We start from the raw sequence: 26927 nt of genomic DNA, 5'->3' as shown, positions 1-26927 counted from the left end.
CAAGTCGCTACGACYTGAGCGCCAATTGCTGCAGGTAAACCAAAGCCCATTGTTCCTAGCCCAGCGCTGGATAAGTGATCTTCAGGGCGACGGAACCACATATGCTGCGCCACCCACATTTGGTGCTGGCCAACATCACAGCTGACAACACTGTCTTCAGGCAATTTATTTGCTAATCGACGTAACATCGCAGGGGCATAAATCAACTCCCCAGGATGTTGATAGTCCCATTGATGTTCACGGTATAACTCTTCAACTTCACGTTGCCACTGGCCAAGCTCTAGTGACTTAAACTCTAGTGACTTAGACTCTAGTGACATAGATAAGGCAGGCAACACTTGACGTAAATCCGCAGAAATTGCGACATCGGCTTGGCGTAATTTATTTATCTCTGCAATATCGATATCAAGGTGTAACACCTTGGCATTTCCTGCAAATGTCGCTAAACGTCCTGTCACCCGATCATCAAAACGTGCCCCAACCACAATCAATAAATCACAGGCTTGTACGGCCAAGTTTGCCGCTTTACCACCGTGCATACCTAACATCCCTAAGTAACCTTTGGTGCCATGCTCTATTGCACCAAGTCCTTTTAAGGTTGCCACCGATGGTATGCCTGTTTTATCAATAAACTGGCGTAAATGATCGACCGCGCCAGCCATACCTACACCACCGCCAACATACAGGATTGGTTTTTTAGCTTGCTGTAATAATTGACTAGCAGCTTCAATAGCACTGACTTCTGGCTCAGGTTCTTCATTCACAGTAAGCAGTGGCGTTTTATATTCAAGCTCAGCGATTTGTATGTCTTTGGGAATATCAACTAATACTGGCCCTGGACGCCCTGAAGCAGCAATTTCAAACGCTTTATACAGTGTCGGAATTAGCTCATTAATATCGGTCACCATAAAGTTGTGTTTGGTGCACGACAATGACATGCCTAATACATCGATTTCTTGAAAAGCATCTGTGCCAATCACTGCTGTTGAAACTTGACCAGTAATCGCCACCACAGGAACTGAATCTAGCAGAGCATCAGACAATGACGTAATAAGGTTAGTCGCACCTGGACCTGAAGTCGCAAAACATACCCCAGTTTTACCACTGGCTCTGGCATAGCCTACAGCCGCAAATGCAGCGCCTTGCTCATGGCGGCTTAAAAGGTGTTCAACGGGATGACCATACAAGGCATCATAAATCGGCATAATCGCACCACCAGGGTAACCAAAAACAGTTGTAACCCCATGTGCGGCCAATACTTTAATGACTGCGTCTGCGCCTCGCATTTTCTGCTCTGTATCCATAGTCGTATTCTCGTCATTCGTCAGCAATTACTGGTTTTAAAAAAGTGTTCTGTGATAAATCATCATTGAAGCGTTAGATTAATTAGGCCTAGAAAACAAAAAACCCCCGGTCCTTTCGGAGCGGGGGTTTTTGCAAATTCTGACTATTAACTCAGTCTCGTTGCCAAACGCCACCCCCGCGGTGACTTAATAATCACGACGGTAATAATCACAATAATGAGTTGGGCAGTTTGGTTTAACATGTCTATCTGAGTCCTAAAAAATATTTGTTAAGTCTTCTGTCAAATCCGGCTCCTTGCCAGACTTGTTTATAATTTATTCTCTATAGGAGTACCATAAAGTGATTTATAAACACAACAAAAAATCCTGTGTTGCAAAAAAAATTCAGCTTCCCTGCCGAGACAATGCAAACAACAACAAAATCTAAAGCTATGATGAGAAAGATAAACCTGAGTATTCACTCGTAATATTCTGGCTTATTTTTTCACCCTAAAATTCTTAGATTGTTTCTACTCCCCCATCTAGAAAAGTAGATTTGATGCCTGCCCGATAGCCTAGCTGAACAGGTACTTCACAACACAATCAACAAATATTAGCTAGCTTCAACAATACCTTTCATATCAGTCATGTAACCGCGTAATTCTGCTCCGATAAACTCAACATCCGTATGACGAATCGCTTCATTCACTTCAATTAAACGCTTGTTATCAACACTGTTTGAACCTTCTTTAAGGCCTGCACCCAATAACTCTGGCGACATAGCTTTAACGTAATCAGTCAGTAATGGCACAGCTGCATGGTTGAATAAATAACAACCATATTCTGCAGTATCAGAAATCACGACGTTCATTTCGTATAAACGTTTACGTGCAATCGTGTTGGCAATTAATGGCGTTTCATGCAGAGACTCATAGTACGCAGACTCTTCAATGATGCCCGCTGCAACCATAGTATCGAATGCAAGCTCAACACCTGCTTTGATCATGGCAACTAAGAAGATGCCTTTATCAAAGTAAGTTTGCTCATCAATATGTTCATCAGATGCTGGCGAATTTTCAAAAGCTGTTTCGTTAGTTTCAGCTCTCCAACGCAATAGGTTTGCGTCATCGTTAGCCCAATCAGCCATCATAGTGCGAGAGAATTCACCACTGATAATGTCATCCATGTGCTTTTCAAATAATGGCTTAAGAATCACTTTTAATTCTTCAGCAACTTCAAAAGCTTTTACTTTGCCTGGGTTTGATAAACGGTCCATCATGTTAGTGATGCCGCCATGTTTAAGCGCCTCAGTCACCGTTTCCCAACCTTGTTGGATTAACTTTCCTGCGTAGCCTGGCTCAACACCGTCAGCAACCATTTTCTCGTAACCAAGAATGGCGCCAGTTTGTAACATGCCACAAAGAATCGTTTGCTCACCCATTAAGTCAGACTTAACTTCAGCGACAAATGAAGACAGTAAAACACCTGCACGATCGCCACCAGTTGCACTTGCATAGGCTTTAGCAATGGCAAGACCATCACCTTTAGGGTCGTTTTCAGGGTGAACAGCGATAAGCGTTGGTACACCAAAACCACGCTTATATTCTTCACGTACTTCAGTACCAGGACACTTAGGTGCAACCATCACAACTGTGATATCTGAACGAACCTGCATGCCTTCTTCAACGATGTTAAAACCGTGAGAGTAAGACAAGGTAGACCCTTGCTTCATCAATGGCATAACAGCATTAACCACATTTGAATGTTGCTTATCAGGGGTAAGGTTTAATACTAAATCAGCATCAGGGATCAGCTCTTCAAAGGTACCTACTTTGAAACCATTATCGGTAGCCTGTTTCCAAGAAGCGCGCTTTTCGGCAATGGCTTGTGGACGTAGCGCAAAAGAAATATTTAAACCTGAGTCACGCATATTCAGACCTTGGTTTAGGCCTTGTGCCCCACAACCTAAGATCACGATGTTCCAATCTTTAATGAAATTACAGCCGTCGCTGAACTCTGTGCGGTCCATAAAGCGGCATTGTGCTAGTTGAGCTAATTGTTGACGTAAATTCAGAGAGTTAAAATAGTTAGCCATCTGAGATACCACCTTTAATCCAGAAATTTGAGACACAACATTTTGGCAGTCTGATTGCTCAAAAGTTGTGATTGAAATCACTATAGCGTAAGCTTATCGTTGCTTAAAATGATATATTCGGGATGTTATATTTCATTTTATGCAACGTATTACAACTCGCTACAATGAACCTAAAAATAGCTGATTAAATATAGGTGAGATCATGGACATTCGTGCGTTAAAACTCTATTTACACCTGTGCGATAGCCTGCATTTTGGTAAAACAGCAGAACAAACCCATGTGAGCCCATCTACACTAAGCCGCGCACTACAACGACTTGAAGAAGAAGTGGGTTGTAAATTATTTGAACGTGATAACCGCAGTGTCAGTATCACCCACGCAGGCAATGAATTTAGACGTTTTGCCGAGCAAACATTATCTGAATGGCTTAACTTAAAAGGTCGCATCGACCCCGATCAACCCTTACTGCACGGTCGTATCAATTTATATTGTTCAGTTACTGCGGCCTATAGCCACTTACCGGCATTACTCGACCGTTTTAGACGTGAGCACCCCATGGTAGAAATCACCCTAAACACTGGTGATGCAGCCAATGCGGTGGATGAGATCCAGCACAATCGAGCCGACTTTGCCATTATCGCCCTGCCAGATGCGCTACCGTCGAGCCTTCACTTTGAAGAAATTGATCAAGTCCCTCTTCATGTTTATGCGCCAACAATACATTGTATCGCCCAACAGATGACCTCAGAAACACCCATAAATTGGGCAAAGCTGCCTTATATTGTGCCCGATCATGGTCCAGGACGCCGACGAGCGGATAACTGGTTCAAAGCGATGGGTTTTAAACCCAATATTTATGCGCAAGTATCAGGACAGGAAGCGATAACCTCGATGGTCGCATTAGGGTGTGGTGTGAGTATCAGCCCAGAAGTGGTAGTTGAAAATAGTCCCGTGAGAGGCCGATTAAAAAAGCTTGAGTCTCCTCAACCTATTTCACCTTTCAAACTAGGTTGCTGCTGCAAAGAAAAACGCATACAAGAACCTATTTTAAAAGCTTTTCTAGATGTTATTTAATCGAATATCTATTACTCGTTAACTTGGCAAATAGCGGCTATTTCTTGTTGATATATTTGATGCCACTGACCTTCAACAATCATCGAAAATAAAGGACTATCGATGTTAAGTTGGCGATAAAAGTGTTCATCAAGACATAAATCGAAACGACCTGTTTGCTGATGCTGCGTAATATTAAGGGGCACTACACCGCCGAGTAAAAAAGAGCCGCCGCCAACCGAGTTCACTTCACCTTTTTTAAGCAGTTCATAAGATAAATTGGAGGGGTTTACAGTGGAGATTTTAACATCTTCACCGGGTTTTCGATGGGTTTCTTTTAGGGCTTTAACCACACCAACGGCCATTTCATCATTACCTGTCCAAATCCCATCTACACCTGGAAACCGATTTAATAATACTTGCGTTTGCTCATAGGCTTTGTCTTTTTGCCAGTCGGCATATACCACCTGTTCTAACACAATATCCAGATGAATATTGAAATAGCCTTCCATAGCTTGTGTGCGCTGCAAGGATGTTGCTCTTACTTTATCACCCGCTACAGCAACTACATGGGCGGGTTGAGTGCTGAAAAATTCGGTTAATTCTGCTGCTGACGCCCGGCCAATATAATAATTATCTTCTATTACTGCAGGTAATAAGTATTGCTGCCAATGAGGATCCTTTAATAACTCTAGCCTGGTTTCATGCTCAATATCATTAATCATAAACACGATATAAACAGGCTTTCGATAAAATATTTGCAGTACTTTTTTGGCCACCTCTTTATCGTTGACCATAATGAGATAGTTGGGTAATGAGATTTGACTAGCGACTTCAACTGCTTGACTTAGCATTCTAATGCGATCGCGATTAGCATGGTGTATGGCTAAGTTTATACCTTGCGCTTGGGCTGATGCTCTCATGACATTATCAACATTAAGCCAAAAAGATTCATCTACTGCACCAGGATTTAAATACACTACATTAATATTTTCCTGCAGCTGACTATCAATTTCTTGATTGGCCGTAAGTTGATTTTTTAGAACCTGATTTGCCTGAGTCTGATTTACAAAAAAAAGTCCATTACCCGCCAATAATAAGGCTATTGTTATCCATTTCAGCATTTACCGCTCCCTGCTTTGAACAATTAGTCATATTGAATCTAGCACTTAGGTTAGTCCAACAAATCCCTTCATTACACTAAAACTATCGCATCGAACTCAGCTTATACGTTAAGGCCAGTTGATCTTTTAAGGTCGTTTTGCAACGAATGGCAGGCCATTGATACAAGACTGAAACTTTGTGGTGTAACTGTTCTACTTAAGTCATTGTTCTACATAAAAAGTCGATAACACAGTAAAAATAGCCAGCAAACCTTGCCCGAAGGGTTCGGCTAAAAACGTGTTACTTTTTTAACTCGAACAAAATTTAACATGCAAAGATCAACAAGCCCTAGTGCTAATAATAAAATTAAGTATCAATTTGTATACTAAATTGTTAAATAAATTGATTTATCTAGTACTAAAGGCTCTAATAAGCCTCTCAATTCCAACGGAAGGAAATATAAATGAGTAACATAGACTCATCTACACAAGGCAGTACTGCTTCAGCAATTCAATCATCAGCACATTCTAGTTCAACCATTACCCCGTTTAAATTTCATGGCATTGGCGGTGAATTTTTCGGTATATGGATCGTCAACATGCTGCTGACCATGGTGACCCTCGGCATTTATTCAGCTTGGGCAAAAGTCCGTACTCACTGTTATTTTTACAGCAATACAGAGCTTGGCGGTGACCGCTTTGAATATTTAGCCACACCGATACAGATTTTAATTGGACGTATCATTGCTGTAGTGCTGTTAATTGGCTGGGCAATTTTAAATGCTATTAATCCCATTATTGCCATCGCACTCGCCGTTATCTTAATGTTTGCCACGCCTTTTCTGGCTGTTCGTAATATGCGTTTTGATGCACGCATGACTCGCTTTCGAAATGTGCGCTTTAATTTTGAAGGATCGTACGCTGGGGCTTACCTGCAATTATTAGTTAAACCTTTACTCGCTTACTTGATTGTTATTGCTGGACCGATGGCAATTGCAGCGGGGTCAAAGTTCTTATCTGATGAGCTTATTGGTGTCGGTGTTGTCGTTGCTGTACTGTTTTTCTTTGCAGCTATGATTTTTTGTTATGCCTGGGTATCGGCAGGTATTGCTCAATATATGGTTAATGGCTACCGCTACGGTACTAAAGCATTTCAAGCTGAACTGAACATCCGTGAATATATGAAAATTGCATTAAAAGCGATGGCCTTATTTATGGGCGCTATGGTGGCCAGCACTTTAATTGCATTTGCTTTTGGTTTTATGGGCTCTATTGTCGAATTGATTAAAAATGGCTTCAAAGGCTCAGATGCTATGCAAGGTGGTGAAGCAATGGGCTTTATGATGTTAATCGTTAGCTATTTCTTTATGCTTGCAGTGAGTATGGTGATTGCGGCTTATGTCAAAGTCTGCACTCGTAATTATATGTTTAATGAGACCAAGCTAGATGGTGAACTGCAGATGCGTTCGAACATGGCACTAGGCAGTTTTTTAGCATTAGTTGTCACCAACTTTTTATTAGTCATCGTCACATTTGGTTTTGGTATCGCATGGGCAGAAGTGCGCAGTGCGAAATACATGGCTTCAGTGACCGAAGTTGAAGGTAATTTGTCACTAGTGCACGCTCATGATCATAATGAGCAAAGCGATGCAGCAATTGCAGATGAAGTGGCAGGGGCTTTTGATATCAACATAGGTATTGTGTAATCAAAGCGCTTGATAAGTTGTAATGACAACTCATAAAGACAAGCGTAATTATCTTTCTCACAGCACTTTGCTGTGAGAAAGTTTTATTCACCCTCACCTTAATCAAAAAACCATGTTGAGAATGCTGTGATAGAACAAATAGACGGCCACATTCTGGCACCTAAAAATGCCACCAAATACCCTGCTTCAATGGTACTAGGGGCAAATGGAATGCTAACGGTGAGCAGTGAACCTTTTAGCGGTCAACATCAACTTGAAACCACAGAAATCTCTGCAGCACTTGGAAATACACCACGTAATATTACCTTTAATAACGGTCACGTATTTGTAGCGAGTCAAAGCCAACATTTAAATCAATGGCTCACCAAACACAGTAAACCCTCTGTCATTAATAAGCTTGAACAACATTTAGGCTTAATTGTTGTAGCTTGTATCGTCACCGTTGTAGTGACTTACAGTACGATTGTTTATGGTGTTCCAGCAGCGTCTAAATTGATTGCCAATATGGTACCTCACTCTGTTGAAAAGCAAGTCGGTGACTACAGTTTGTCACTGGTGGAAGAAATGGGATTTAGCGAGTCAAGTTTAACTAGCGACCGCCAAGCAGAACTTCAACAGCTATTTAGCGACACAGTAAACAAACTCCCTCAACAAGCAGAGTTATTTTCTCAGCCACCACAGTTACTTATTTTCTCAAGTAAAGACGGCGCTAATGCTTTTGCCATGGCTGGCGGCCATATTATTCTTACCGACGAAATGATTGAACTTGCAGATAATGATAGTCAACTTCAAGCTGTGCTTTTGCATGAGCTAGGCCATATTCGACATAGACACATTATGACCAGCATAGTGCAATCATCCATCTTATCGATAGCAGCCGCGATGATAGTAGGTGAAGCCAGTGGTATTGCCGATACCTTAATGAGTGTAACGGTATTAGGTACCAGTTTAAGCTACTCGCGTCACCATGAACACGAGGCCGATAACTTTGCAGCCGAACACTTACATAACTGGTATCAAAATACTGACTCGTTGGTATCTCTATACAAACTACTGCAATCAAAGCATCAAATAGATATTCCCGATTGGGCCAGTACTCATCCTAACCTTGAAGATCGCATGGCTGAATTAAAGAAGTATTCACAAAATCAATGATAGCTAAATACTAGCTCGCTGATATTTAGTAAGAAAGGCATCTTATAATGTGAAGTGCAATTCTTAAGCACAAAACATTAGCACAAAGCCTGTGCAAATCTATGTTTCATTTTAGCTGCTACACTTAGCTGCGATTAATGGATTGTTTTAGTTAAAATTAGCAAGCAAAAGGATTTGTTTATGGCAATAGCCTGCGTAATGACCCGCGCCTGTTGTGGCGTGGAAGCCCCCAAAGTTACCGTTGAAGTTCACTTAAGTAATGGGCTCCCTGCTTTCAATTTAGTTGGATTACCCGAGACCTCTGTCAAAGAAGCCCGTGAGCGAGTCAGAAGCGCTCTAATTAATGCCGGCTTTGAGTTCCCAATGCAGCGTATCACGGTCAACCTCGCCCCAGCAGATTTGCCTAAACAAGGCGGTAGATATGACCTCCCCATTGCTATCGGTATTTTAGCCGCCTCAGGCCAAGTACCGATAGATAAACTTCCCCACAGTGAGTTTATTGGTGAACTCGCTCTATCTGGGGAAGTTCGCCCTTGTATTGGCATTTTACCGGCGATTATTGCTGCTAAAAATCAACAGCATCAGCTATTCATTCCCCTTGATAACCGTCATGAGGCAGAGCTCGTTGGCTTTGAAAAAACTCACTTTGTTGCCCACTTACAACACCTTGCAGCCTTTATGCATGGGCAAGCTCAACTCCCACTAGTGGATCAACAGCCCCAATGGTTTGAAGAGGTAAGCACTGGACCAGAATTGTGTTTAAGTGAAGTCATCGGGCAATATCAAGCTAAACAAGGATTAGAAATCGCCGCTGCAGGTGGTCACAACACCTTATTTTTAGGGCCACCAGGAACTGGCAAGAGTATGCTCGCCAATCGTATTATTCCGTTACTCCCTAAGCTCAGCTATGAAGAAGCTATTGATGTGGCAGCGATTCATTCTGTCGCAGGCTTGAATATCAAGCCAAATGCATTTCTTGAACGCCCTTTTCGCGCGCCACATCATACTTGCTCTTCTATTTCTTTAGTGGGTGGAGGCAGTATTCCAAAACCTGGAGAAATTTCACTGGCTCATCGCGGGGTATTGTTTTTGGATGAAATCGCCGAGTTTCCACGCAAAGTGCTCGATTGCCTACGAGAACCAATGGAGTCTGGTGAAGTCGTCATTTCCCGCGCTGCAGCCAAAGTAAAGTTTTCCAGTCGCTTTCAATTGATTGCAGCAATGAACCCCAGCCCTTGCGGAGATGTTGATAATGCCCGTTCGACACCAGATCAAATCCAGCGATATTTATCACGACTCTCAGGACCATTTCTTGATCGATTTGATCTCACTATCGAAGTCCCTAAATTACCCGCAGGTACACTTACCCAACCGCAAAAAATAGCTGAAAGCAGTGATAGTATTGCTAAGCGAGTCAATCTTGCCCGAGAACGCCAACTTTCTCGTGCCGGAGTCCTTAATAGCGAGCTATCTCCTTCACTACTTAAGCAACACTTAGACATGACTCAAGCAGATTTAGAGTTTCTGGATCAAAGCGTTCAACAACTCGGTCTCTCAGTACGCAGCTTTCATCGTATTCAACGCGTTGCTCGTACCATTGCTGATTTACAGCAATCTAAGACAACTGAGCGACGTCATATTGCCCAAGCGCTTGGATATCGGGCTATGGACAGATTAATGAACCGATTAGCGCAGCAATGATCCCTTATAACCCCAAAGCAAACCGTAAAAAATGTGCAGTGTTCTATTTATTTCACAGCTACCCAGCAGCGATACATATAGATGAGCCTGTAATTTTTAAGTAAAAATTGCGATATTATTGTCCTTCGGATTGAGGATAAGCTTGTCACGGAGTAACATAAGCCTCCATTCACAGGAGAGCTAGATGCCGCTGTTCGCAAAAATTAAAGGATCTATAGCATTTATTTGCTATGTAATTAATACTGTTTTTTGGGTAATACCTATACTTATATTTAGTATATTCAAGGTTTTACCAATTAACTTAATTAGAAAAATATGCAGTTATATTTTAGATAATTGTGCTAGTGCTTGGATCTCTGTTAACGGGGTTATAGAAGCTATTTTTCATCCAACGACAATAACCATTAGTGGTAACCATCAACTTTCCGAAAAAGAATGGTACATGGTCATTGCTAATCACCAGTCTTGGGTAGATATTTTAATTTTACAGCGAGTGTTTAACCGAAAAATTCCGTTCTTGAAGTTTTTCTTAAAGCAGCAGCTGATATATGTGCCTGTATTAGGGTTAGCATGGTGGGCGTTAGACTTTCCATTTATGCGTCGTTACTCCACAGCACAATTAAAGAAGAATCCAAAACTTAAGGGTAAAGATATCGAGATTACCCGTAAGTCGTGTGAAAAGTTTAAGCATAAACCCGTGAGTGTGATGAATTTTGTTGAAGGAACTCGTTTCCATCCTGGTAAGCATAAAAAACAAAACTCGCCATTTGAGCACTTGTTAAAGCCAAAAGCTGGCGGAATGGCATTCGCGTTAGATGCCATGGGTAGCCAAATAAATAAATTGGTTAATGTCACCATCTACTACCCTGACAAAATACCTTCCTATTGGGAGTATATTTGCAATGGATTAGATGAAGTATTGGTTGATATTGAAATTACCGATATCCCTGATGAAATGCGCGGCGATTACAGCAAAGATCGCGAGTTTAAAATACAATTTCAAAGTCAGTTAAATCAACTTTGGCTTGAGAAAGACAACAAAATCAGCAAAATGGCTGATAACTATAAATAGAGGTTTTTAGCTACATGCTAAGTTTTTTACCAGGTCCAGTGCTCTTTTTTATTAGCACCTTATTACTGATTATCAATACCGTTTTATGGGCAGGCTTAATCAGTATTGGCGGCATCATTAAAGTCTTTATTCCATTTTCTGCGGGTCAAAATGGATTAACAAGATTAATGAACCGCTTTATGTGGGCCTGGGCAACGTGTAATGGCGGCATATTATACTTAATCGCTAAAATTGAATGGGATATTCAAGGACTAGAAGATTTAGATGAAAAAGGCTGGTATTTACTGATTAGTAATCACGTCAGTGGTTTTGATATTGCCGCGCAAACCTATATTTTACGCAACCATATTCCAATGCTGAAGTTCTTCTTAAAACGTGAACTCATCTTTGTACCATTTTTAGGTTTAGGCTGTTGGGCGCTAGGCATGCCATTTATGAACCGTACCAGCCCAGCCAAATTAAAAAAGAATCCTAAATTAAAGGGAAAAGATTTAGAGACTACCCGCAAAGCCTGCGAAAAATTTAAACATAGCCCGACTTCAATAATTAATTATGTTGAAGGAAGTCGTTTTACCCTAGATAAACACAAACGTCAGCAATCACCTTATCGCCATTTACTACGCCCTAAAGCGGGTGGTATTGCGTTTACATTATCGGCAATGGGTGAGCAATTTACTGGTTTGTTAAACATGACCTTAGCCTACCCAGATGCCGATGCTAAAGCTAAAGAAGGTGTGCTTTATCAAGTCATGTCAGGAAAAGTTAAAAGAATTGTCGTTAGAGTTGAACAAATGTCAGTGCCAAAAGTGGACTCTGAAGTATATTTCTCCCATGCAGAGACACGCGTGGAATTTCAGCGCTGGCTCAATCAAATTTGGGTTGATAAAGACCAACAACTTGATGAGATATTTAAACAATACATATCTGATACAACTCAGAAAAAATAGTTGTTAATTTCAATCAAAAAAACACGCTGTTTAGCGTGTTTTTTTCATTTCAGCCAAGCTCATAACAGCAAATGTTAACAGCTAAGCAGTTTTACAACATTCACCAAACTGAAAAACTGAAATCTAATTTGAAATAAAACACATAGCTACGTAATATGGTAAGAATTGAATGTAACAATGCTACCGTCTTATATGTAAAAGCTGCGGAACTATGTCCTTTTTAGGACTGTCTGACTATCATTGTTAAAATGTTACATTCAACATAACAATATGCAACCCAGCATGACTTTTCCATGCCCATACTCAAAACAATAGGTGCAGATTGAATTTTCCTTTATCCACAATGTTGAGAGCATGTTTGTTCATTTGGGTTTCGCTTACCTTAATGCCAACTTCCGTGTTTGCAATCACTCCTCAAAATGACAACCATCTGCTGTCTTTTGAGCAGTTTGAAGCGTCCAATGAGTTAAACCAAAACTCTGTGACTAAACTCTTCATGGATAAAGCGGGGATGCTCTGGGTAGGCACTCAAGATGGCTTACATAGCTACAACGGCATTCAGTTTGATGTCTTTCTCAATGACAGTAATAACCCTGACAGCATCGCAGGTAATTTCATCATTGATATTCTCCAATCAACAGATAATCATCTGTGGGTGGCAACTTACTCCCAAGGCTTAAGTCGGTTAGATCTCACCACCGGCAAATTTACTAATTACGGTATTGAACAGGGACTAACAGATTTACGCTTGTCCAAAATCAGCCTCATTGGTGATTCAGTATGGATAGGAACACAGACAGGTTTATATACGCTTTCGCTGAAAACAAACAAAATTACTAAAATTAGCCTAAGTAACAATATTGACCCACACATCACCAGTGTCGCCAATGTGGATGATAAATACATTTTTGTCGGCACTGAAAAAAGTGGCACCTTTGCCATTGATACAAACACGATAATCCGGCTCGATATTCCATCAGAGTTAAGAGTCAACAGCATTCAAACTAACCAACTTGATGGTTCGGTTTGGCTAGCAATTGAGAATCAATTAATAAGATATGATTTAGAAACCCATGAAAAAAAAGTTATCTGGGTTAATGAGCAGCCAACCATATTCAACAAAATCAATGATTTTGTTATCAGTAGCAGTAATCAGGTTTGGGCAATTGGGGCTAACTCGGGCTTAATTCAACTCGATAACATTGACGGTGAGTGGCGCAGCCGTATTCATAAATACGATCCCAACAGCCGTAAATCTATCAGCGAGAACAATCTTCAAAGTATCATGCTTGCCCATGATGGTACGCTTTGGCTAGGTACCCGTTATTCGGGTATTAACAAACTTAATCTGAGCCAAATTTACTTCAATCACATTTTTGAAATGCACCCATCTAAACCTAAAATGGCCAATATGATCCGCACCATTTTTCGTGATAAACAACAACGTTTATGGATAGGTACAGAAAGCGCAGGTCTAAAAACATTCGACGAACAGCAAGGTCAATTTTACTACTACAATGACCTTTTTGCTAAAGCCCTCAACCTCAATGAAGATGAACTTAGTCTTACCGTTCATGCTATCACGCAAACAAATGACGGAAATTTATGGTTCGGCACCAATCACGGCTTAGCAAGATTAAGCACAGAGCAGCAACTTACCTTCTTACCCGCTTTTGATAATTTAATGCCTAACACCCTTCAAATTCGCAGTTTGACACTGGATGACAAGCAGCGTTTATGGATTGGCAGCAATAATGGTTTGTATTTCGTTTTACCTGGTGAAGGGGTTTTACACCGTTATCAATTTGATTTTCAAACAGCGTACTCTCCGCAAAAACAAACTATTCTGTCATTGCAATATCATAACGACAGTTTATGGATAGGTACTATGGCAGGCTTGGTGCGATTAAAGCCTGATCAACAAGCGCTCACCTTTAAAAGTCGCCAACCTGCCGATGAATCGTCATTAAGTGATAATCGAATTAGGGATTTTATTATCACTCATGATAAACAGTTCCTAATGGCGACTCACAGCGGTGTTGATAAAATCATTGAGTCAAACGATGGCACAATTCATTTTGAAGCACTTAATGAACACATCAAAAAACACACTATTTATGCCATTTTGGAAGATAACAGCCAGAATTTATGGTTAAGTTCAAATTCAGGCATTATCCGTCTAAGTCCTGAACAAGAGTTAATCACCTATAACGAATTTGATGGCGTACAAGCCAATGAGTTTAACGGTGGGGTTAAATTTAAAGATCCAGACGGCGAGCTTTGGTTTGGTGGCATTAATGGTTTAAATCAATTCATGCCTGAAAATGTTCCTGCAGTAAGACCTGATGCGAAATTGGCTCTCACTAGCTATACCTTTGGTGAAGAACGCCACCTACTCCATGATCTTACCGCGCCGCCTGATTTATTAATGCCATTTGAAAATAAAATTATCCGTTTTGATGTCAGCGCATTAGAGTTTAATTATCCTGGCTTCCATCAACTGAGCTACAAACTCATTGGTAATGATGAACAATGGGTAGATTTACACCAAACCAATGAAATCACCTTTACCAGCTTGGCGCCTAAAGACTATGAATTATTAGTGCGCTTTACGCTTACCGATAACAGCTATCAGCAAGACCCTTTAAGTATCAAGTTCACTGTTGTGCCGCCTTTTTACTTAAGCAAAGGTGCTTATGTTATCTATGGCATCGTCATCATGCTGATATTGACCATGATTATTTACTTTAAACAACTTAAACGTGAAAAACAGCGTGAATTTGAAATAAGTATTCGAGCATCAGAAGAACGTCTTAAGCTTGCATTGTGGGCTTCAGGCGACGGTATGTGGGATTGGAATATACGCGAAAATAAAGTGTATCGTACCGATATGGTGCCACCGCTTATGCTCGGTAACGAAACCCAAGCATTAATTAATAATATTCATCCTGAAGATAAACTCCGAGTATCTAAAATTCTCAACCAACACTTAGATGGAAAACTAGAGTTTTTTGAAGCCGAGTATCGTATTGAAAAGCAACCTGGTAAGTGGATTTGGCTTATCGATCGCGGCAAAGTAGTCGAATGGGATCAGCAAGACAGACCTGTACGAATGGCGGGAACTCACAAAGATATTACTGCCAGAAAAGAAACGGAAAATGAGCTTAAACTCTCAACTCAAGTACTTCATAGTATGAATGAGGCCGTAGTCGTTGGTGAGTTAGACTATCGCGTTCGCTCGGTTAATCCAGCATTTAGTCGCATAACAGGTTTTGACCCTAATGCCATTGCCGGCAAACACTTTCTATATTTAGCCCATGGTAAGCGCTCTAGGGAGTTCTATCATAATGTTGAGTTACAACTGCTGCGTAAAAAGCATTGGGCTGGCGAAATTAACATTCGCACTAAAGATAAGAAAGGCATCTTAGCTTGGCTCGAAATTAACCAAGTCATCGATAACAAAGGTGAAACCAGTCACTTTGTTGCGGTATTCACCGATATTACTTCCCGTAAAAAAGCAGAAGAAGATTTACGGATCTTAGCGAACTTTGACCCATTAACCGGTCTACCTAACCGTACCTTATTCCAAGATAGATTGAACCAAGCCATCACTAAGGCTCATCGCTCAAAATCTATCGTGGCATTACTATTCCTGGATTTAGACCGCTTTAAACACATCAATGACTCAATGGGTCATCATGTGGGCGATTTACTATTAAAGGCTGTGGCATCAAGGCTGCAAAATGCTATTCGTGATGGCGACACAGTGGCCAGACTAGGCGGTGATGAATTTACCATTATTTTAGAAGGTGTTGCCAAACTCAAAGCGGCGACCATTATTGCTGAAAAAGTCCTCAAAGCCTTTAAAGCCCCCTTCTTATTAGAAGGTAAAAATATCACCGTGTCGCCATCGATTGGTATTAGCTTATTTCCAAACGATGCTGATGATTCAACGTCACTAATTAAGTATGCCGATACAGCGATGTATCACGCTAAATCATTGGGTCGTAATAACTTCCAGTTCTATACTGAAGAGTTAAACCAATACGCTACTCGCCACGTTGAACTTGAGGCAGGGCTTAAAGAAGCGATTCAAAATAATGAATTGTATCTTGTGTACCAACCTAAATACGATATCAAGACCAAGCGTATTTTAGGTGTAGAAGCACTGCTACGTTGGAACAGCCCGACGTTAGGGTTTATCTCACCGGTTGAGTTCATTCCTCTCGCTGAAGAAACAGGCATGATTAATGCCATCGGGCATTGGGCGATTGATGAAGCTTGTAATCAACTCGCCAGTTGGCATCAGCTTGGTTTCGACGACATTTCAGTGGCTGTAAACTTATCTGCAAGACAGTTAAAGGCCGATATTATCTCGACTATCGAAGTTGCCTTGGCAGTATCAGGGCTACCGGCAAGTGCTTTAGAGCTTGAGTTAACTGAATCAATGATCATGGGTAACCCACAAGATTCAGTGAAAGTACTTTCTCAGTTAAAAGCACTTGGGCTGACCATTGCCATTGATGACTTTGGTACTGGCTATTCAAGCTTAAGCTACTTGAAACGCTTCCCTATCGACACACTGAAAGTGGATAGAGAATTCGTGCGAGATATTATTGAAGACCCTGATGATGCCGCGATTACTAGCGCCATTATTACCCTTGCACACAGTCTAGAGCTCAACGTTGTGGCTGAAGGGGTAGAAACTCAACAGCAACTAGACTTCTTAAAATATGAAGGCTGCGATCAGGTTCAAGGCTTCCTATTGAGTAAACCGTTAACTGCTGAAGATTGTTTAGAAAAGTTAACCCAAGATAAACTTGAAAAGAATGCCGATATTGTCAGCGAACAATAATCGATCCTATTCATTTAGAACCGAGCGTTTAGCACTAATGATTTAGAACTGACGTTTTAGAAGAGGTTATAGGAAGATTGAGCGGTAGGTTTGAAGTTCTACCAAATAAAATAAAAGGCGATAATTCGTTAAGAATTATCGCCTTTTTACATTATAGAATTCTATTCTTATGGCGCTTAAGGAGCTACACGCTCAACACGTTTAACCCAACCTTCTGGGCCTTCAAGTTGACCATTTTGTAATTCAGTGAAGATTTGATAAATACGCTTAATACTTGGGCCAACCTCGCCATCACCCACAGTAACCACTCGGCCATCTTCAAAGATGTATGAGCCCACTGGTGACACAACCGCAGCAGTACCAAAACCACCCGCCTCAACGATTTCGCCAGCTTCAATATCAGCAATAAACTTATCAAGCATGATTGTTTCTTGGCGCACTTCGCAGCCCAGTATATGCCCTAGTTCTAGCATTGATTGCGATGTAATTGATTTCAAAATGGTGTCAGTGAAGGTTGGGATCACCACAGTGCCATCTTTAAGCACGTGGAAATGGTTCATCGCACCCACTTCTTCGATTTGCTGATTATTAGCATCAAGATAAAGCACTTGCGCAGCACCATACTCAGCAGCAGCTTGGCCAGCACGTAAAGAAGCAGCATAGTTGCCCGCAGCTTTTGATGCACCAGTGCCACCAGATACCGCACGATGGAACTTTTTGCTGATCAGTAATCGAATCGCTTTGCTCACACCATCAGCGTAGTAGGCACCACTTGGACTCAAGATAACGCAAAAAGTGAAATTCAAACTCGGGCTAACTGATAAACGATCTTCAGTTGCAAAAATAAACGGGCGAATATACAAACATGCGCCATCTTGCATTGGGAACCACAAACGATCGACATCAATCAATGCGTTAATCGCTTCCAGCTGTTTCTCTTCATCAAGGTTAGGAATACACAGGATATCTGCAGAGGTATTTAAACGTTCAGCATTCTTGTTCAATCTAAATGTATAGATTTCACCATCATCATGCATAAAGGCTTTGGCGCCTTCAAAAATTGATTGCCCGTAATGCAGAGAAATTGCACCTGGCGCAATTTCAAAAGGAGCATAAGGTTCGATGCGAGGATCGCACCATTGGCCATCTCGATAATCCATTAAAAACATATGATCAGTTCTGAGATTACCAAAGCCAACATTACCTTCAGGTTGAAATTGCTCAGTACGGCGTGACGATTTTAAATTATATTTGATGTCCATTTGATACCACCTTGAAAACAGAGATTGCAGACTATGAATCATCAGTTGCAATGTCAAGCAAATGGGCAAAGTGAACTAAATTTAACCGTCAATTGAATTGCACAATAATAGAAATGCAATTAAACGTGTTTTAAACGCAGATAATTTAGAAAACACCCATTAATCAAAGGGGCAACGAGTTAAAAAATGAGGATGAAAAAGCGTAAAAACGGAGAAATAAACCCATTGAAGATTAAAGCTTAGAAAATAGTAGTAAAACTGGTATTTTTTTTGACCACTTAACAGATTTGTCTATTCCTTAAACCCCAGTCACTGCTAGAATCAGCATTCCATCCAGAAACTATTAGGACTCCCGATATGAGCCTTGAATTATTGTCCCAACTGGAAGCCAAAATCCAGGCTACTCTTGAAAATGCTGAGCTACTAAAAATGGAGCTTGAAGAAGAGAAGCAAAAGAATGCTCAGTTGACTGAGTCTAATCAACAACTGCAACAAGACCTAAACTCGTGGAATGACAAAGTGAATGGTCTTGTTGGATTGCTTAATAGCGAAAGCTAAACAGCACTTGCTTCAAGATGTTGAGCTGCAAGTAGCTCATTAAGTTCTGAAACAGCCTGCTTAACTTTTGGCAGGCTTTTTTTCGGCACCAAAAAACGCCCTCGGTTAAATTCAATACACCCTAAATCTTTAACCCAAATAACTCCAGTCACAAAAATTCTAGCGTGTTTTACAATTAGCTTTGGTGCATAAACTGGGAAGCGTCTCATGAAAACTCCTAAGCATGTTGTTATCTTATTGACTCAATTTTTGACATTATAAAGCCCTAAAGAGTTTCATTAAATTAAACATTATTTATGTAAATTTCTGCGAAATTGCACACACTCTTTCCATTAAATCATCGATACTTAAAAACAACACAAAAATGACACTTGCCATTTTTTTGACGCTTTGATAGAGTAACCACGTTACTCAGGGTAAATAAAGAGCCAATTGGCTCATCACCGTATCGTTTTAAAATCCTATTTTTAAAACCTACGGTTTTTTTTTGCTTTTTTTCAGCTATTTACTCAGAAGCTATAATGTTAAAGCCATAAAAAAGGAGCCGATAAAGGCTCCTTTTTTATTATTTAGTTCTCGGCATTTAAAGCGCCAATAACAAGACTACTTATCTACAGTCGTTAAGTAGTATGCAATATCTAATAACTCGTCGTAAGACTTGATTGAACCTGTCTCAACACGGTATTTACCATTAACTACTAAAGCTGGTACACCTGACAGTTTAGCGTTTTCAGTATCACGCTTCATTTTAGACATTTGCGCATTCACCATAAATGAGTTTGCAGCTGCGTCGAAGTCTTTACCATCAACACCGTTGGCAATAAATACCATGCGAATGTCGTTTTGAGAAGTGAAACGCTGTTTAGCATCATGAATCGCAGTGAAGATCGCGTGTTCAATTTTCTTTTCAACATTTAGCTGATGCGCAATGGCAAAAGCACGAGACATTTCAGTCCCCATTTCACGGCCAATAAACTCAACGTGAGCTTGATTAAACGTTACGCCTTCTGGCAAGGTTTTTTCAATTTTTGGTACAACCGTTTTTGAAAAGTTATAACAGTGACCACAAAAGAAAGAGAAAAACTCAGTGATTTCAGGCTTAGATGTCGCTGGGCCTTCGTTAATCACGGTGTAATGCACACCTTCTTTATAATCTGCAGCAGTTGCAGCCATTGGGGCCAGTAGTAGTGCTGCAGCCATTAATAGTGCTTTTTTCATTTTGCTTCCTTTAGTGTGCAATCTTAAAATATATTTTTTTAAACTTGCCATCTGTATATGCCATCAATTGACTGGTTTATACACATAGCTAAATGAGTTATATCCTAAACGTTATCATAATTTAGGTTATCTTCGTATCTCAAGAACTTATCAAGATCATTTGTAACAATCTACATAATCTTAAAGCCAGTTAATAGCCCATCAAACTCAATGGAGTTTCATCGAGCGCCGCGAGTTGCTCTTTAAAGGCTAAAGTCTGCTGTTCCCAGTATTTGATATCACCAAACCACGGAAAGTTCATTGGAAATGCAGGATCTTGCCATCTTTTACTTAACCAAGCATTGTAATGTAACATCCTTAATGCTCGCAAAGGCTCTACTAGCTTAAGTTCACGCTGATCAAAATCATAAAACTCTTGATAGCCTTCAAGTAGAACATCCAGCTGTAACAGCCGCTGTTGTCTATCTCCTGTGAGCATCATCCAAATATCTTGTACTGCGGGACCTTGGCGAGCATCGTCTAAATCAACAAAGCCTGGACCATCTGGGGTCCATAAAATATTACTTGCGTGTAAATCGCCATGCAGACGAATCGTAGGAAACGTGTGCTCAGAGATGATACCTTTCGCTTTATCTAAGACTTGTTCCGCGACTGTAAAAAACTGATTGCTAATACCGTCTGCCACTTGGCCTGACTGGTGCAAAAAAGCTAATGCATCGTCGCCAAGTATTTGAGTGGATACTGGCTCCCGGTATTTAAATGGCTGTTTACTCGCATATTGATGGATGCGACCAATAAACCGACCCACGGATTCAAGTTGATCTAAATTATCCACTTCAAATGCCCGACCGCCTATAGATGGGAACAAAGTGAATTTATAGCCTTGGTAATGATGTAAGGTGTGACCGTTAATAATCGAAGGCACTGCAATAGGAATGTCTTCAGCCGCCAGCGCAAGCGCATAGTCATGCTCTTCCTGGATCTGCGCTTCACTCCAGCGGTGTGGTCGATAGAACTTCACCACATAACGGTTACCGCGATCGCATCGAAATTGGTATACGCGATTTTCATAACTATTGAGTGCTAACAAGCCTGTTTCTGGGTAAACCCCGAGGCTTTCAATCGCATCGAGAATTAAGTCAGGCGTTAATGCTTGATAATGAAAAGAAGCATCATCTTCTCTTGGGGTTTTTACAGCTTTTGCGTCATCGTCTTCTATACGATTACTCATAAGATCCCTTTGCCATTAACAATGGGCGAATTAGTGTCATCAAATAATCTAATACTTCTATATCTGCTTTGGTTTCTGTCGCTATCCAACATATATCGCCATAAAACTCATAATGAAGCCACAACTGGCTTCCTTCAAAGTTCAATAACCACTGATGACGATCGGCCCCCCATTGACGCTCACGCACTTCACAATCTAATGCTCTGGCTAAAGGCTCTGCAAACTCTTCAAAACGTTCAAAGTCTATGTCAGCAACAATCAAAATGCTTAAAGCGTCGTTATCTAACCTTGCTTCCTTGATACTTATTGTATTTGGCATGCTTTTCTCTAATGAACCTGAGTCCATAAAATTCCTTAAAATCTAATCGATGAAACGCTAACTGCTACAAGACATGATTAGGCCTTGTCCCCATTGAGGTGGGCGCTGCACATAATGCGCTTTATCTGCTTGTTCAGCATAGGGATGTCTCAGCAGCTGATGCAATTCTACCAGTTTACTATTATCGCCTTCTTCTGCAGCGACAATCGCTTCTTGGGCTAAGTAATTTCGTAATATATATTTGGGGTTAACGCTATTTCTCGCAGCTTGCCATTGTTCGATATCTTCAACCTTGCCCACACGTTGTTGGTAATCTGTAAACCAAGTATCGAATGTGGGACGGTCGATAATTTCATCAGATAAGTTCGCCTTTTCACTGCTCATATCCAGTTGGCCAAAGGCGCGAAAAGTATGGGTGTAATCCAACATGTTCTTTTGCATTACAGCGCAAAAACGGCCAATTAAATCTAAATCCTGCTTATCTTGTTCTGTTTGAACAGCCGACTTCTCAGTTAGCGGCATACCCATTTTTGCGCGCATCAATAACAAATATTGCTGCACTAATTCTGCTTGATATGTATTTAACGCTGCGACTAAATCATCAGACTCAATCACTGGTGTTAGCGCTTGAGCTAATCGCTGCAAGTTCCACAGTCCAATACCAGGTTGCTGGCCAAAAGCATACCGCCCTTCTGGATCAGAATGATTACAGATAAAGTCTTCTTTAAAGGTGTCTAAAAAAGCAAAAGGCCCAAAATCGAAACTGTCACCTAAAATCGACATATTATCGGTATTGAGCACCCCATGGGCAAAACCCACAGCTTGCCAATGACCAATAAGCACAGCCGTGTCTTTAACCACTTGAGTGAACCATGCTTTATAGCCTTGAGCATCTTGTGAAAGGTGCGGATAATGCTGAGCAATAGTAAAGTTGAGCAGCTGGATTAACTTATCTTTACCGCCTTCATTGCTATGACAAAAATACTCAAAGTGGCCAAAGCGAATATGGCTTTTGGCTAATCTAACAGTAATTGCTGCGGTTTCTTGAGATTCTCGCCATACGGGTAAATCTGAGCCAATCACCGCAAGTGCTCGGGTTGTGGGAACAGATAATGCAGCTAAAGCTTCTGAAGCTAAAAACTCTCTGACCGCCGAGCGCATGACCGCGCGGCCATCGCCGTGACGAGAGTATGGCGTCGGACCTGCACCTTTTAATGCAACATCCCACGCTTGATGGTTTTTGCTAACGGCTTCTCCAAGAATAATTGAACGACCATCACCCAAGCGAGGTGAATAACCACCAAACTGATGACCACTATAAACCTGGGCGTAATAACTCGCACCAGGCACTGCATGGTTGGCCGACAACTGCATTAGCAGCTCATCATTAGGCGCTGAGAGTCCTATGAGCTTTGCAGCATCATCACTCCATGCAAGCCAATGTGGGTTACTGATTGGCAAAGGGTAAACCTGAGAATAAAACCCTTCAAGCTGCTCAAAAAAGTCTTGTTTAAACTGCATTAAATCTTCCCTAGGGCAGCCTATTGGCAGATGATGACATTGTCGTCATTGACTTCGCATAAGTGCTCACATTGATATCCTTTCTGAATAGCGACAGGAATGGCGGTAGCATTTTGAAGGGCTTTATTGCCCATTTCAACAGTGCTTTTTCCACTCAAGCGTAACATTCCATTCCCTTTCAACTGACATTGCTCAAGAGTGTCGTAGTAACCCGCGATATAGTCTGCACTAATCGGGTTTTGAGGCTTTTTAGCTTCATCAGCATAGTAAAAAAGAGTCCATTCCGGCGTGCGTAAACACCCTGTCAAACTGACCAAACCCAATAAAAAAACTACTTTAATCAGTACATTGGAATTCATAAAAACCTCTTGTTATTTCTTTAAATACACTGTCGATTTACATTTAAATTTTCATCAATTCCGCAAGGTTCACCTTGGTTCATTTAAACGCGCCCTATAATGGCAACATCGTCTGGTTTGTCTATATAAATCAGCATTTTTGCCAATAAAAAAGCGAACCTGAGTCCGCTTAATTTCAATCTATAGGTGAATATATGAGTATACTCACTCAAGCTCTAACGTATAGGCTAGATGAGTAATAACTTAATCACCTGCTTTAGACTTCGCTTTTTCAATACGCTTAATTCGACCTTCGAATCCAGTGACAGTTCCATCACTCAGTTGATAAGCCAATGCTTTCTGACACAGTGAAATCGCCTGATCAAATTGTTTAGTGTCGTTAAGCATAGTTGAAAGTTGCATGAAGCCCGGGCCTTTTTCATCAGCCGCTATCTTATTATCTCGATGATACTGCTCATATACTGATAAGTAAGTCTCGGTCAATTGAGCGCCATATTGGCAGTATTCTGCCTGTTTACGTAATTTGTAACTGTGTCCGATTATATTCAATAAACTCTGATGCTGAGCGGTTGCATCAGCTTGAGAATCGTATTTAGCCACTAAATCAGCAAACACTTCACCCGCCCATAAACCAGTAATTGGTAAAGCTAAGTTTTGGCTATTATCCGCTGCCGCAGTTTCTTGAACAACTTCAGGCTCTTTGGTCGCTTCAGGCTCAGCGGCGGTTTCTGCAGCTTTTTCCGGTGCAGTTTCAACACTGACTTCTTCAGCGGCAGCTGGCTCTGCAGCGGCATTTTCAGTTTCCGCGACAACTGTCTCGCTTTCTACTATAGTCTCAGCTTCACTTTCTACGACATTATCATCGCCACTTTTAATATTACTATCTGACTCTTTTGCTGTCTGATTCAAATCAGTTTTTTCAAGCTCTTGCTGGGCCACATTTTGAGTACGACGATATAAATAAACGCCAAGCAAAACTAATAAAACAATTACAATAATTTTCATTGATAACACCATGTCCGTGTCATTAATTATGAATTTAAAATAGCTTTTGAAAAAAGGTCAAAGCGTATTCAAGAGGAATAATTTTTACGCTGCATTTTTAAGCAACTATATACGTATTAATAAGCTATTGTGCGGTAATAAATCAAGTGTTTATCCCTCATTTGTGCCTTTAAACGTGATAACTGGGGATAAATTCAAGTTTTTACATTTTTGTGCTTTAGCTCAAGCTTATTATGACCTAAATTGAACTCCTATTATGTTGCTCGTTACACTAACCATACCCGAGTAAATTACTAAGGTATTTATCTATGTCAGCTACCCCGCTTCTTTCTGGTCAGCTATTGTTTGAACTGAATACGATGACTGCAATGGCAAAAATTTATTGCCGTGCTCACCATCAACCAGAACATAACCAAGCTTTATGCGCAGAATGCACTGAGTTACTGCAATATGCAGAAACTAGGCTGGATCGTTGTCCATATGGTCAAGATAAACCCACATGTAATAAATGCCCAGTTCATTGCTATAAGCCACATATGAAACAGAGAGTCCGAGAGATCATGATCTACTCAGGCCCTCGAATGTTGATCCCACACCCCATTATGTCGATTAAACATTTACTCGCCGAGAGGAAGCCTGCACCTGGAAAACCACCGGAAGGCGCTTCAAACCGGCATATGAGAAAGCAAAAAAATACTTAGGATACTGGTCGAAGTAGTCGCTTAAAGGTATTATCACTTAACTTTGATAAGGGGTAGCCAATCGAACTCGGACCGTTTTTTTCACAAGCTTACATATGGTTATCATTACTCGGTGGTATTCACTGCTTAGGGGTGGGCTTATATGTACGTTACGTCTATGCCAATACCGATCCCGCAACCACTCAGAGTAATCGTCTTCTAGGCTCACTTTTCATCCTCATAGCCTTATTTTTTGCCACGGGTGCCTTTACCCGAGAAAACGCTCCGATTCAAATCCACTTTATGTTGACCTTGATGGTGCCTTTTTACTTTTTGCTAATGCCGCTGCTTTATTCTTACTGCAAATCTAGCCTGCAAATTAACGTTTCTGAGCTCAATATCATTAAGCATTTATTGCCGACATTAATTTCCATGATTGCCATTGTGGCAGCCATATCATTTAATATTGGCCTTGACCCAGACGCTTCTCTCAAGTCAGCTACCACTGTAAGTGAGCTGGTCCACATCAATAAGTTAGCTTTAATCGCACCCGGGCTTCTCATTGCACAAAGTATTTTGTACTTTGTGCTGATTTTCAGAACATTAAAAAAACATAAAAAACGCTTCAAACTGACAAACCAACAAAGCTTGAAGGACATTCGATTTCGATGGTTGTTAATTCTCACTGGCGGTATTTTATTAAACTGGGTGCTCCGTTTAGTTATGGTTTTAGTGCCAATTTACTTCGGTGACACGGTCTCAGAGTTAGCCCATACCATTGGTAGGTTGTCTTTATTACTCACAGTATATGGTTTTGCGTTATACGGTTTGCACCAAATAACCCGCGCAGCATATTTACGTGGCAATGTTAAAACCAACAATGACACCAGTGATAAACCACAAAAAGCCAGTGCTCAACTGCTTAACTCAGAAGAGTTAAATTACTTACAATCGATTATTAATGAAGATAACCCCACAGAAAAACGACTCCATTAATAACAAAAAAAGGAAAGGAGCTCCATGACAATTTCGTCAGCAACAATCCGCCACATTGGGTTTAGCGTTAATGGGAGTTTCCAACCTAACTTGTCGATCGTGAGCACGATATTGAAATTAAAGATATCCTTTCTGCTGCGGGCGTATTTGATCAACGTTTACTGTTGATGCTCGAAGATACTCTCTGTCATGCGGTCAACTTTATGGCAGGGCTACCTTGGGGAAACCTAAAGCTTATTCCCATAGTTCATCACTCAGTAAAGCAAATAACATCACTACTCAATCTTGATCCATATTGGCGAGCATGAACAGCCTGTAACGGTTGGCCATGCTCAAGGGTTATATAGTTCCTTAAGACTTTATTTAAACATACCTGTCAAATTGAGTGTCTATCCATGCGAAGTCGACGGCTTGAGTCACTACCGACATCTTAAAGCTAAAATGGAATGGGATAACAAGTGGTTTGATTATTACCAGCTTGGGATTCAAGAATAGATTATAAAAACATAATCAAAACAACAGGCCCTAGTAACTAATGCTGAACCACTGCTGTCATTAGGCATTTTAGTTTTGTGTTTCAGCCATCGGCTTTGTTATGCTGCTAGCATTTAAACTTAATCAACTAAATTAACCCAGATAAATGCCTCAATGGCGGGCTTATCAATCAGTAGGAGTTATTATGAAAGGTATTGTGATYYAATAACAAAAAGTAAACCCATATTCACTTTTACTTTAATTCAATGAAATAAAAACTGCTATGCTCAGGTCTAATTAGGGTCTGATGATCTTTCAAGGTTATTTTTGCAG

Annotated in this window: 21 protein-coding genes; 10 read left to right on the top strand and 11 right to left on the bottom strand. The window is 40.8% G+C overall.

Features of this window, described 5'->3' with window-relative positions; all coding sequences use genetic code 11:
• Together FNZ24_RS18825 and ilvC are read right to left on the bottom strand one after the other, a co-directional pair.
• Positions 1 to 1304 (bottom strand): thiamine pyrophosphate-binding protein (locus tag FNZ24_RS18825; RefSeq protein WP_153916367.1); only part of this gene is annotated, 1304 nt, incomplete at its 3' end.
• A 592-nt stretch (positions 1305 to 1896) separates the two neighbouring features.
• Positions 1897 to 3378 (bottom strand): ketol-acid reductoisomerase, encoded by a 1482-nt coding sequence (gene ilvC, locus FNZ24_RS18820; RefSeq protein ID WP_153916366.1) that lies wholly within the window; start codon positions 3376 to 3378, stop codon positions 1897 to 1899.
• 202 nt (positions 3379 to 3580) lie between these two features.
• Here ilvC and ilvY point away from each other — a divergent pair, with 202 nt between their 5' ends.
• Complete coding sequence (ilvY, locus tag FNZ24_RS18815) at positions 3581 to 4453, top strand: HTH-type transcriptional activator IlvY (RefSeq protein ID WP_153916365.1); 873 nt, start codon at positions 3581 to 3583, stop codon at positions 4451 to 4453.
• Between the two features lie 11 nt (positions 4454 to 4464).
• Here ilvY and FNZ24_RS18810 read toward each other — a convergent pair whose 3' ends face one another.
• Positions 4465 to 5556, bottom strand: coding sequence for an ABC transporter substrate-binding protein (locus tag FNZ24_RS18810; RefSeq protein ID WP_153916364.1), 1092 nt, complete (start codon positions 5554 to 5556; stop codon positions 4465 to 4467).
• Positions 5557 to 5999: 443 nt separating this feature from the next.
• On the opposite strand from FNZ24_RS18810, the gene FNZ24_RS18805 reads away from it, so the two are divergent.
• The 6 genes from FNZ24_RS18805 to FNZ24_RS18780 all read left to right on the top strand — a co-directional run bounded on the left by FNZ24_RS18805 (position 6000) and on the right by FNZ24_RS18780 (position 16971).
• Entirely contained in the window at positions 6000 to 7241 is a 1242-nt protein-coding gene (locus FNZ24_RS18805) for a YjgN family protein (RefSeq protein WP_153916363.1), read from the top strand.
• A gap of 126 nt (positions 7242 to 7367) precedes the next feature.
• On the top strand, positions 7368 to 8396 hold the full coding sequence (locus tag FNZ24_RS18800) for a M48 family metallopeptidase (protein ID WP_153916362.1): 1029 nt from the start codon (positions 7368 to 7370) through the stop codon (positions 8394 to 8396).
• A 180-nt stretch (positions 8397 to 8576) separates the two neighbouring features.
• Positions 8577 to 10097, top strand: coding sequence for a YifB family Mg chelatase-like AAA ATPase (locus FNZ24_RS18795; protein WP_153916361.1), 1521 nt, complete (start codon positions 8577 to 8579; stop codon positions 10095 to 10097).
• Between the two features lie 184 nt (positions 10098 to 10281).
• Positions 10282 to 11169, top strand: coding sequence for an acyltransferase (locus tag FNZ24_RS18790; protein ID WP_153916360.1), 888 nt, complete (start codon positions 10282 to 10284; stop codon positions 11167 to 11169).
• A 14-nt stretch (positions 11170 to 11183) separates the two neighbouring features.
• Entirely contained in the window at positions 11184 to 12116 is a 933-nt protein-coding gene (locus tag FNZ24_RS18785; RefSeq protein WP_153916359.1) for an acyltransferase, read from the top strand.
• Between the two features lie 385 nt (positions 12117 to 12501).
• Positions 12502 to 16971 (top strand): EAL domain-containing protein, encoded by a 4470-nt coding sequence (locus FNZ24_RS18780; RefSeq protein ID WP_153916358.1) that lies wholly within the window; start codon positions 12502 to 12504, stop codon positions 16969 to 16971.
• 176 nt (positions 16972 to 17147) lie between these two features.
• On the opposite strand, the gene FNZ24_RS18775 is transcribed toward FNZ24_RS18780, so the two are convergent.
• Positions 17148 to 18233 carry a branched-chain amino acid aminotransferase gene (locus FNZ24_RS18775; protein ID WP_153916357.1) on the bottom strand — a complete coding sequence of 362 codons (1086 nt, stop codon included), beginning with the start codon at positions 18231 to 18233 and terminating at the stop codon, positions 17148 to 17150.
• Positions 18234 to 18590: 357 nt separating this feature from the next.
• Here FNZ24_RS18775 and zapB point away from each other — a divergent pair, with 357 nt between their 5' ends.
• Positions 18591 to 18791, top strand: a complete 201-nt coding sequence (gene zapB / locus FNZ24_RS18770) for a cell division protein ZapB (RefSeq protein WP_144211472.1) — start codon at positions 18591 to 18593, stop codon at positions 18789 to 18791.
• Here the strand turns inward: zapB and FNZ24_RS18765 are convergent.
• From FNZ24_RS18765 to FNZ24_RS18735, 7 genes are all read right to left on the bottom strand, one after another.
• Entirely contained in the window at positions 18788 to 19000 is a 213-nt protein-coding gene (locus tag FNZ24_RS18765) for a DUF1107 family protein (protein WP_153916356.1), read from the bottom strand. The two genes, zapB and FNZ24_RS18765, sit on opposite strands and share 4 nt — an antisense overlap.
• 394 nt (positions 19001 to 19394) lie before the next feature.
• Entirely contained in the window at positions 19395 to 20009 is a 615-nt protein-coding gene (locus FNZ24_RS18760) for a thiol:disulfide interchange protein DsbA/DsbL (RefSeq protein WP_153916355.1), read from the bottom strand.
• Between the two features lie 190 nt (positions 20010 to 20199).
• The gene (locus FNZ24_RS18755) at positions 20200 to 21240 is read right to left on the bottom strand and encodes a serine/threonine protein kinase (protein ID WP_153916354.1); all 1041 of its coding nucleotides are present in this window, start codon (positions 21238 to 21240) and stop codon (positions 20200 to 20202) included.
• Positions 21233 to 21586 (bottom strand): DUF3630 family protein, encoded by a 354-nt coding sequence (locus FNZ24_RS18750; RefSeq protein ID WP_228768547.1) that lies wholly within the window; start codon positions 21584 to 21586, stop codon positions 21233 to 21235. The genes FNZ24_RS18755 and FNZ24_RS18750 overlap by 8 nt, the downstream gene beginning before the upstream one ends.
• Before the next feature lie 30 nt (positions 21587 to 21616).
• Complete coding sequence (locus FNZ24_RS18745; protein ID WP_153916353.1) at positions 21617 to 23080, bottom strand: protein adenylyltransferase SelO; 1464 nt, start codon at positions 23078 to 23080, stop codon at positions 21617 to 21619.
• Between the two features lie 20 nt (positions 23081 to 23100).
• Positions 23101 to 23439, bottom strand: coding sequence for a hypothetical protein (locus FNZ24_RS18740; protein ID WP_153916352.1), 339 nt, complete (start codon positions 23437 to 23439; stop codon positions 23101 to 23103).
• A gap of 243 nt (positions 23440 to 23682) precedes the next feature.
• A complete protein-coding gene (locus tag FNZ24_RS18735) occupies positions 23683 to 24444 on the bottom strand; it encodes a hypothetical protein (RefSeq protein ID WP_153916351.1) in 762 nt (253 codons plus the stop codon).
• Between the two features lie 308 nt (positions 24445 to 24752).
• Here FNZ24_RS18735 and FNZ24_RS18730 point away from each other — a divergent pair, with 308 nt between their 5' ends.
• Positions 24753 to 25145 carry a nitrous oxide-stimulated promoter family protein gene (locus tag FNZ24_RS18730; protein ID WP_153916350.1) on the top strand — a complete coding sequence of 131 codons (393 nt, stop codon included), beginning with the start codon at positions 24753 to 24755 and terminating at the stop codon, positions 25143 to 25145.
• A 132-nt stretch (positions 25146 to 25277) separates the two neighbouring features.
• Positions 25278 to 26120 (top strand): hypothetical protein, encoded by an 843-nt coding sequence (locus tag FNZ24_RS18725; protein WP_153916349.1) that lies wholly within the window; start codon positions 25278 to 25280, stop codon positions 26118 to 26120.
• Positions 26121 to 26927 lie beyond the last annotated feature (807 nt).

The sequence above is a fragment of the Shewanella sp. TC10 genome, from assembly GCF_009663145.1.
Taxonomy (GTDB): Bacteria; Pseudomonadota; Gammaproteobacteria; order Enterobacterales; family Shewanellaceae; genus Shewanella.
This window is presented reverse-complemented; position numbering and strand designations above follow the sequence as displayed.